The 9,422-nt window shown below is 70.4% G+C and carries 8 protein-coding genes; 6 read left to right on the forward strand and 2 right to left on the reverse strand.

Translation table 11 applies throughout. From position 1 onward, the window contains the following. Positions 1-576, reverse strand: a 576-nt coding sequence (locus tag KBX34_RS32195) for an ATP-binding cassette domain-containing protein (RefSeq protein WP_210928847.1), incomplete at its 3' end; no start/stop codon positions are given. Beyond that, on the reverse strand, positions 573-1,628 hold the full coding sequence (locus tag KBX34_RS32200) for an ABC transporter ATP-binding protein (protein WP_210928862.1): 1,056 nt from the start codon (positions 1,626-1,628) through the stop codon (positions 573-575). The genes KBX34_RS32200 and KBX34_RS32195, both read right to left, overlap by 4 nt. A 278-nt stretch (positions 1,629-1,906) precedes the next feature. On the opposite strand from KBX34_RS32200, the gene KBX34_RS32205 reads away from it, so the two are divergent. The 6 genes from KBX34_RS32205 to KBX34_RS32230 all read left to right on the forward strand — a co-directional run bounded on the left by KBX34_RS32205 (position 1,907) and on the right by KBX34_RS32230 (position 9,381). Then, a complete protein-coding gene (locus KBX34_RS32205) occupies positions 1,907-2,455 on the forward strand; it encodes a Uma2 family endonuclease (RefSeq protein ID WP_099856703.1) in 549 nt (182 codons plus the stop codon). A 33-nt stretch (positions 2,456-2,488) separates the two neighbouring features. Beyond that, positions 2,489-3,925, forward strand: a complete 1,437-nt coding sequence (locus KBX34_RS32210; protein WP_210928850.1) for a TldD/PmbA family protein — start codon at positions 2,489-2,491, stop codon at positions 3,923-3,925. Beyond that, positions 3,922-5,319 carry a TldD/PmbA family protein gene (locus KBX34_RS32215; RefSeq protein WP_210928855.1) on the forward strand — a complete coding sequence of 466 codons (1,398 nt, stop codon included), beginning with the start codon at positions 3,922-3,924 and terminating at the stop codon, positions 5,317-5,319. The genes KBX34_RS32210 and KBX34_RS32215 overlap by 4 nt, the downstream gene beginning before the upstream one ends. Before the next feature lie 253 nt (positions 5,320-5,572). Beyond that, a complete protein-coding gene (locus KBX34_RS32220) occupies positions 5,573-6,379 on the forward strand; it encodes a hypothetical protein (protein WP_088950095.1) in 807 nt (268 codons plus the stop codon). Positions 6,380-6,391: 12 nt separating this feature from the next. Further along, a complete protein-coding gene (locus KBX34_RS32225) occupies positions 6,392-8,320 on the forward strand; it encodes a fumarate reductase/succinate dehydrogenase flavoprotein subunit (RefSeq protein WP_210928856.1) in 1,929 nt (642 codons plus the stop codon). Further along, positions 8,317-9,381, forward strand: a complete 1,065-nt coding sequence (locus KBX34_RS32230; protein ID WP_210795694.1) for a succinate dehydrogenase/fumarate reductase iron-sulfur subunit — start codon at positions 8,317-8,319, stop codon at positions 9,379-9,381. The genes KBX34_RS32225 and KBX34_RS32230 overlap by 4 nt, the downstream gene beginning before the upstream one ends. Positions 9,382-9,422: the final 41 nt, after the last annotated feature.

Consider the following 9,422-nt stretch of genomic DNA (forward strand, 5'->3'; position numbering starts at 1 on the left):
CTGCGCCTGGATCGAGACGTCCAGCGCGGAGACCGGCTCGTCGGCGACGATCAGCTTCGGCCGCAGGGCCAGCGCGCGGGCGATGCCGATGCGCTGACGTTGACCGCCGGAGAACTCGTGCGGGTACCGGTTGTAGTGCTCCGGGTTCAACCCGACCAGCTCCAGCAACTCCTGCACCCGGGCCTTCACGCCACCCGGCGGCTTGATCCCGTTGACCTGCAACGGCATCGCCACGATCCGGCCCACGGTGTGCCGCGGGTTCAACGAGGCGTACGGGTCCTGGAAGATGATCTGGAGTTCCTGACGCAGCGGACGCAGCTCCCGCCGGCCGGCGTGCGTGATGTCCCGCCCGTCGAATTCGATGCTGCCGCTCGTCGGCTCCAGCAGCCGCACCAGCATCCGACCGGTGGTCGTCTTGCCGCAGCCGGACTCCCCCACCAACCCGAGCGTCTCGCCGGGTCGCACATCGAAGTCGAGGCCGTCCACCGCCCGCACCAGGCCGGTGGCGCGCAGCCCCTGGCGTACCGGGAAGTGCTTGGTCAGCCCGCGCACCCGCAACAGTGGTTCGTCGGTCATCGGGCCACCCCCACGGATGCGACGTCCTCGGCGTAGAACGCGGCCCGCTCCTCCGCGCTCAGGTGGCAGGCGACCAGGTGGCCGTCCGCCCCGGCCGCTCGCAGCTCGGGCACTTCGCTGCGGGAGCGGCTGCCGGCGCGGTCCGCGTACCGGCAGCGGGGGTGGAACGCGCAGCCGGACGGCAGGTTGATCAGGCTGGGCGGGTTGCCGGGGATCGGCACCAGGTCCGCGTCCGCGTCGCCGTGCAGCGACGGCACGCTGGAGAGCAACCCCCAGGTGTACGGGTGCTGCGGCGAGCGGAGCACCTGCTCGACCGTGCCCCGCTCGATGGCGCGCCCCCCGTACATGACCAGCACGTCGTCGGCGACCTGGCCGACCACGCCAAGGTCGTGGGTGATCAGGATGATCGCGGAGTGGAACTCGGCCTGGAGGTCGGCGAGCAGGTCCAGGATCTGCGCCTGCACGGTGACGTCCAGTGCGGTGGTCGGCTCGTCGGCGATCAGCAGCGCCGGGTCGTTGACCAGGGACATCGCGATCATCGCCCGCTGGCGCATGCCACCGGAGAACTCGTGCGGGTACTGGTCGAAGCGGCGCGCCGGCTGCGGGATGCCCACCCGGTCCAGCATGTCGACCGCCCGCTGGCGGGCCTCGCGCCGGTTGGCCTTCGGGTGGTGCACCCGGTACGCCTCGGCGATCTGCCGACCCACCGTGTAGTACGGGTGCAGCGCCGACAGTGGATCCTGGAAGATCATCGCCATGTCCCGGCCGCGCAGCCGGCGTACCTCCTCGTCGCCGAGGCCGACCACCTGACGGCCACCGACGGAGATCTCCCCGGTGATGGTGGTCCGCTTGGGGTCGTGCAGGCCCAGGATGGCCAGCGAGGTGACGCTCTTGCCGGAACCGGACTCACCCACGATGCCGAGGGTGCGGCCCCGCTCGACGGCGAACGACACGCCGTCGACCGCGCGCACCACGCCGTCCTCGGTGTCGAACCGGACCCGCAGGTCACGCACCCGCAGGTAGGCATCCTCGTCGGAGCGCTGTGCCGGCACGGCGGGACGGTCGTCCGGATCGCCGGACGGCAACGGTTCCGAGCTGTCCACGGCCCACCTCCCTCAGTGACGAAGGGAACTTACATGAAAGTCCCGAGGGTGAAAATAAGCTACAAAGTCGGCACGTGTCAGCGGGCCCGAGCGTAACGAGTCGGCATCGGCCGCGCACCCCCCTCACCTCGCCATCCACGCCCATTCATGCCGCGATCGCACCTTGGGTGCGACCATGGTGTCGGCAGCACCGGGAGGATTCCCGCCGGCACGAGGTGGAGGTGACGATGACCGCGGCGGTGTTCAACCACGAAGGCCCGTGGACCGAAGAGGAGTACCTCGCCCTCGGCGAGACGCAGCAACGCGTCGAACTCTTCGACGGGAGCCTCCACGTGACCCCAGCCCCCACCCCTCGACACCAGAACATCTCCGGCGAACTACGCGCAGTGCTACGAGCCCCGGTGCGCGAAGCCGGCCTGCACGTCTTGGAAGCGGTGAACGTCCGCCTCAGGCCCGGCCGGATCCCGATCCCCGATCTTGTTATCACCGGTCCGATCGACTTCGACGAACTCAACGTCGAGGCGGGTGACGTGCGGCTGGTTTGCGAGATCATCTCGCCGAGCAACGCCTCGACCGACAAAGTCCTCAAGATGCACTACTACGCGGCCGCCGGCATCGAGTGGTATCTCCTGGTGGAGCAGGACAGTGGAACCATGCATCTGTACCAGCGGCGGGGCGGTCACTACACCGAGCAGTCCGTAACCAGACCGGGCGATCTGCTGGTGCTTACCGAGCCGGTGAAGGCCACGATCCGGCCGGAGGACCTCGTCCCCTGACGGGTGTCGGTCGGCTGGCCTAGGGTCGGTCGCATGACCGAATTCGACGCGGCCAGTGCCGCCGTCCAGGCCGCCCTCGACGCGGGCGCCCGGTACGCCGACGCGCGGGTGATGCACCGCCGCTACGAGTCGATGACCGCGCGCAACGGCGACGTGGAGGAGCTGACCCAGGACGAGAGCATCGGCATCGGTGTCCGGGCACTTGTCGGTGCGAGTTGGGGCTTCTACGCCGTACCCGATCTATCCGACGCCGCCGCCCGCGACGCAGGCCGGCGCGCGACGCGGACGGCCATGGCGAGCGCGCGGGTGCCAGGCCCGCCTGTCGACCTGGTTCCGGCGGAGGCGGTCACCGCGAGCTGGGCCTCCGGCTGCCAGATCGACCCGCTCGGGGTGCCCCTGTCGGACAAGGGTGACCTGCTGGTCGACGCGACCCGCACGATGGCCGAGCACGGCGCCGACCTGGCCGAGGGCCTCTACCAGGTCTGGGACACCGCGAAGTGGTTCGTCTCCAGTGAGGGCCACCGGATCGACCAGCGGATCCGCGAGTGCGGCGGCGGCATCTCCGCCACCTCCATCGGTGACGGCGAGACGCAGCGCCGGTCCTGGCCGAGCTACCGGGGGCAGTACGGCACCACGGGATGGGAGCTGGTCGAGTCGCTCGACCTGGCCGCGCACGCCGCACAGATCGCCGAGGAGTCCCGGGCGCTGCTGACCGCACCGCTCTGCCCTGCGGGCGAGACCGATCTGATCCTCGGCGGTGAGCAGTTGGCCCTCCAGATCCACGAGTCGGTCGGGCACGCCATCGAGTTGGACCGGATCCTCGGCTGGGAGGCGGCGTTCGCCGGCACGTCCTGGCTGGACCTGGCGCAGCTCGGCTCGCTGCGCTACGGCTCCGAGCTGATGAACATCACCATCGATCCCACGATCCCCGGCGCGCTGGGCAGCTTCGGCTTCGACGACGAGGGTTCCCCGGCGGTCAAGCGGGACGCGGTGCGCGACGGTCGCTGGGTGGGGGTGCTCGCCGGCCGGGACTCAGCCGCCATGGCCAGCCTCGACTACGGCGGCAGCGTACGGGCCGACGGGTGGGCCCGACTGCCGATGGTGCGGATGACCAACGTCGGTCTGGAACCGGGCCCGCACACCCTGGAGGAGATCATCGCGGCCACCGACGACGGCGTGCTGATGGACCTCAACCGCTCCTGGTCGATCGACGACAAGCGGCTCAACTTCCAGTTCGGTTGCGAGGTCGGCTGGGAGATCAAGAAGGGGCGGCGGGGGCGGATGCTGCGCAATCCCACGTACACCGGGATCGGCCCGCTCTTCTGGCGCTCGATGGACATGCTGTCCAGTGAGACGGTCTCCTGGGGCACGCCCAACTGCGGCAAGGGCCAGCCCGGCCAGATCGGCCACACCGGTCACCCGGCCGCGCCGGCCAGGTTCCGCAACGTCCGGGTGGGGGTTTCAGCATGAGCGAGTTGGAGCTGGCCGGGCAGGTTGTCGAGCTGGTTCGGCGTCTCGGCGGTCCGGCCGCGCAGGCCGATGCGGTGGTGACCCGGGCGGACCTGGCGCTGACCCGGTTCGCCAACTCGGCCATCCACCAGAACGTCGCGGAGTCGACCGTCGGGGTCCGGCTGCGCCTGCACATCGACGGTCGGACCGCCGCCGGCAGCGGCAGCGTGGTCACCGCCGACGGGCTGCACGCGCTCGTGGAACGCACCCTGGCGGCGGCGCGCCTCTGCCCGCCGGACCCGGGCTGGCCGGGGCTGGTCGCACCGACGCCCGTGCCGGCCGCGCCGCCCGTCGACGAGGCGACCGCGTACGCCGAGCCGGACCAGCGGGCCGACCGGGTTGGCGCGTTCGTGGCCGCCGCCGGTGGCCTCAGCACCGCCGGCTACTGCCGCACCGCGCACCGCTCGTCGGCGTTCGCCAACTCGGCCGGGCACACGGCGTCCGGCCGATCGGCGGAGGCGGCGATGGACGGCATCGCGCGCAGCGACGGCGCGGACGGGGTGGCCCGGTTCGCCAGCGACCGGCTCTCCGACCTCGACGGTGCCGAGCTGGGCGCGCACGCCGCGGCGAAGGCGCAGGCGGCGGCCGACCCGGTGGAGCTGCCGCCGGGGCGTTACGAGGTGGTGTTCGAGCCGGCCGCCGTGGCGGACCTGTTGCAGAACCTGTCCTGGTATGGCTTCAACGGCAAGCGGTACGCCGAGCGGCAGTCCTTCGCCGAGCCGGGGGCGGCCCAGTTCGACCGGGCGGTGACCCTGGTGGACGACCCGCTGGGCGCGTCCGGCCTGCCGTTCGACGCGGAGGGCACCGCGCGAGGGGCGCTGACCCTGGTCGAGGCGGGCACCACCCGGGCGGTCGCCCACGATCGGCGGACGGCGGCCGAGGCGGGTGCGCAGTCCACCGGGCACGCGGTCGCGGGTGGCGCCACCTGGGGCCCGATGGCCCGCAACCTGCGGCTGTCCGGCGCGACGGCCGGCCCCGCCAGCGCGACCGGTCGGAACACCACCGGCGCGGCGGCCGGGGCGGTCGTCGACGCGGACACCGCCGCGCTCGTCGCCGGCGTACGCCGTGGGCTGCTGGTCAGCGACCTCTGGTACACCCGGGTGCTGGACCCGAAGAGCCTCGTCGTCACCGGGTTGACCCGCAACGGTGTCTGGCTCATCGAGGACGGCACTGTGGTGCGGGCGGTCCGCGACCTGCGGTTCACCGAGTCGTACCCGCGGGCGCTGGGGCCCGGGGCCGTGCTCGGCCTGGGAGCGCGGGCGGTGCGCCAACCGGATCGGGTGGACGGTGCATGGTGGTCGGCGCCCTCGGTGCGGCTGGCGTCCTGGCACTTCACCGGGGGCGCCTCGGGCTGAACGAGGCGATGTGCGCGCCGACCCGCCGCCGACCGCCGTGTCGGGGTATTTCCGCAGGCCAGACACTCGGGACACTCCCTTGCGCGGACGGCTCGCAGAGATCGGCGTAACGTGTGTCACTTAGCTGCGTCGGTCGATCCGGCGTGGTCGTTGGTGTGCGCATGACGTGGCAGCGGGTGCGGGTTCGCCGGTCCGCGTGCCGACCGGAGAAAGATCCGCCCGCCCGTACGGGCCCGTCGAGGAGACGACTCGAATGACTTCAACGGCAACGAGGCCGCGGGGAGCGCGGGCGCGCGCCGCGATCGCGGCGAAGACGTTGCGTACCGACCGCTGGTGGTTCGCCCCGCTGATCACCGTGATCGGGCTGAGCGCCTGGGTCGCGTACGCGACGGTCCGGGTCTTCATGCACGACTTCTACTGGGTCGCGGATTACCACTACCTGACCCCGTTCTACTCGCCCTGCGTCACCGAGCGGTGCATCGAGGGCGCCTCGCACTTCGGCCGGTTCCTGCCCGGCTGGTGGATCATTCCGGACGCGGCGCTGACCCTGCCGTTCCTGCTGCTGTTCCGGCTGACCTGCTACTACTACCGCAAGGCCTACTACCGGTCGTTCTGGCTGTCACCGCCGGCGTGCGCCGTCCCGGACGGCCACAAGGAGTACGGCGGTGAGACCCGCTTCCCGCTGCTCGGGCAGAACCTGCACCGCTACTTCTTCTACGCTGCCGCGATCATCTCGCTGATCAACACCTGGGACGCGATCCTCGCCTTCCACTCGCCCAAGGGCTTCGGCTTCGGGCTGGGCAACATCATCCTGCTGCTGAACGTGGTGATGCTCTGGGCGTACACGATCTCCTGCCACTCCTGCCGGCACATCATCGGCGGCCGGCTCAAGCACTTCTCCAAGCACCCGGTGCGCTACAAGGCCTGGACGTTCGTCTCGGCCCTGAACGTCCGCCACATGCAGCTCGCCTGGATCACCCTCGGCACCCTGGCGCTGGCCGACTTCTACATCATGGCGCTCGCGGCCGGCTGGTTCTCCGACCTGCGGTTCATCAACTAAAGGGCCCCTGACATGACCACAACCACTCGCATCGAACGACACCACTACGACGTCGTCGTCATCGGGGCCGGCGGCGCCGGTCTGCGCGCGGCGATCGAGGCCCGGCTGGCCGGCAAGAAGACCGCGATCATCTCCAAGTCGCTCTTCGGCAAGGCGCACACGGTGATGGCCGAGGGCGGCGCGGCCGCCGCGATGGGCAACGTGAACAGCCGGGACAACTGGCAGGTGCACTTCCGCGACACCATGCGCGGCGGCAAGTTCCTGAACAACTTCCGGATGGCCGAGCTGCACGCGAAGGAGTCGCCGCAGCGGATCTGGGAGCTGGAGACGTACGGTGCGCTCTTCGACCGCACCAAGGACGGCAAGATCTCGCAGCGCAACTTCGGTGGCCACGAGTACCCGCGCCTGGCGCACGTGGGCGACCGGACCGGCCTGGAGCTGATCCGCACCCTCCAGCAGAAGATCGTGTCGCTCCAGCAGGAGGACCAACGGGAGTTCGGCTCGTACGACGCCCGGATCAAGGTGTTCTCCGAGACCACCATCACCGAGCTGCTGCTCGACGGTGACCGGGTGGCCGGCGCGTTCGGCTACTACCGCGAGTCGGGCGAGTTCATCCTCTTCGAGGCGCCGGCCGTCGTGCTGGCCACCGGCGGCGTCGGTCGCTCCTACAAGGTCACCTCGAACTCCTGGGAGTACACCGGGGACGGGCACGCGTTGGCCCTGCGCGCCGGGGCGACGCTGATCAACATGGAGTTCCTCCAGTTCCACCCGACCGGCATGGTCTGGCCGCCCTCGGTGAAGGGCATCCTGGTCACCGAGTCGGTGCGTGGTGACGGTGGCGTCCTGAAGAACTCCGACGGCAAGCGGTTCATGTTCGACTACGTCCCCGATGTCTTCCGCAAGCAGTACGCGGAGACCGAGGAGGAGGCGGACCGCTGGTACACCGACCCGGACAACAACCGGCGTCCGCCGGAGCTGCTGCCCCGTGACGAGGTGGCCCGCGCGATCAACAGCGAGGTCAAGGCCGGTAGGGGCTCCCCCGCCGGTGGCGTCTTCCTGGACATCGCGAGCCGGCGTTCGGCCGAGGAGATCCGCCGCCGGCTGCCGTCGATGTACCACCAGTTCAAGGAGCTGGCCGACGTCGACATCACCGCGGAGGCGATGGAGGTCGGGCCGACCTGCCACTACGTGATGGGCGGCGTCGAGGTCGACCCGGATTCGGGTGCCGCCTTCGGCCACGTACGCGGGCTGTTCGCCGCCGGTGAGGTCTCCGGCGGCATGCACGGCTCCAACCGACTGGGCGGCAACTCCCTGTCCGACCTGCTGGTCTTCGGCAAGCGGGCGGGCGGGCACGCGGCCAGCTACGCCGACGGGCTCGCCGCTCGGCCGAAGGTGGCCGTGGACGCTGTCGAGGCCGCCGTGGAGACCGCACTCGCCCCGCTCCAGCGCGACACCGGCGAGAACCCGTACACCCTTCAGCAGGACCTCCAGGCGGTCATGGGCGACCGGGTCGGAATCATCCGGCGCGAGGGCGAGCTGGCCGACGCGCTGGTGCGACTGGCCGAGCTGCGCGAGCGGGTCGCCAAGGTGAGCGCGTTCGGCGGCCGGCGCTACAACCCGGGCTGGCACCTGGCCCTGGACCTGCGCAACATGCTGGTGGTTTCGGAGTGCACCGCGAAGGCGGCGCTGGAGCGGCAGGAGTCGCGCGGCGGGCACACCCGGGAGGACTACCCGGCGATGGAGCCGAAGTGGCGGCAGGTCAACCTGGTCTGCTCGCTGGACGGCGACAGCGTACGGCTGACGCGTAAGCCGCTGCCGAAGATGCGGCCGGAGCTGATCGGCCTCTTCGACCGTGCGGAGCTTTCCAAGTACCTCACCGACGAGGAGCTGGCCGACTTCGACGCCCTCGTCGCCGACGCTGGAGAGGCGGACAACCGATGAGCGCGAAGCGTCAGTTCCGGATCTGGCGGGGCGACGAGACCGGCGGGGACCTGCAGGACTACATGGTGGAGGTGAACGAGGGCGAGGTGGTCCTCGACGTCATCCACCGCTTGCAGGCCACCGACGCTCCCGACCTGGCCTGCCGGTGGAACTGCAAGGCCGGTAAGTGCGGCTCCTGCTCCATGGAGATCAACGGCAAACCGCGGCTGGGCTGCATGACCCGGATGTCGACCTTCGGCGACGAGGAGACGGTCACGGTCACCCCGCTGCGTACCTTCCCGGTCATCCGGGACCTGGTCACCGACGTCTCGTTCAACTACGAGAAGGCACGGGAGACGCCCGCGTTCGCGCCACCGGCGGACCTCGCCCCGGGTGACTACCGGATGCAGCAGGTCGACGTCGAGCGCTCGCAGGAGTTCCGCAAGTGCATCGAGTGCTTCCTGTGCCAGACGGTCTGCCACGTGATCCGCGACCATGAGGAGAACAAGCAGGCGTTCTCCGGCCCGCGGTACTTCATCCGGGCCGCCGAGCTGGACATGCACCCGCTGGACGCCCGGACGGACCGCAAGGAGTACGCGCAGGCCGAACAGGGCCTCGGTTTCTGCAACATCACCAAGTGCTGCACCGAGGTCTGCCCCGAGCACATCAAGATCACTGACAACGGGATCATCCCCATGAAGGAACGGGTCGTCGACCGCAGGTACGATCCCCTTGTGTGGCTTGGTAGCAAGATCTTCCGTCGGGGCGAGACGCCCCAGACCAGCGTGACCACCGCCCGTCAGGGCTCGCCGACGCCGGGCTCAGCCCGTGGTGGGCTGCACTCGCATGCGGGTGGCTCCCACGACTCGCAGGCTGAGGCGCAGGCGCAGAGCGGCGTCAACTGGCACCGGGAGGTGCCCCACCCGACCGCTCCGGCGGTGGACGACCGGGGCAAGCTTCCGCTGACCGAGCTCACGTTCGACCGGGCTGCCGCGCCGTCGCCGTTCGGTGACGACGTGACCTTCCCGCTGCCTCCGGAGCACCTGAACTTCGCGCACCCGGACCAGGACAACAAGCACTAGAAACCTCAACGAAGACGGGGGCCGCGGCTGTAGCCGCGGCC

The sequence above is a fragment of the Micromonospora sp. M61 genome, from assembly GCF_018070245.1.
GTDB lineage: Bacteria > Actinomycetota > Actinomycetes > Mycobacteriales > Micromonosporaceae > Micromonospora > Micromonospora zamorensis.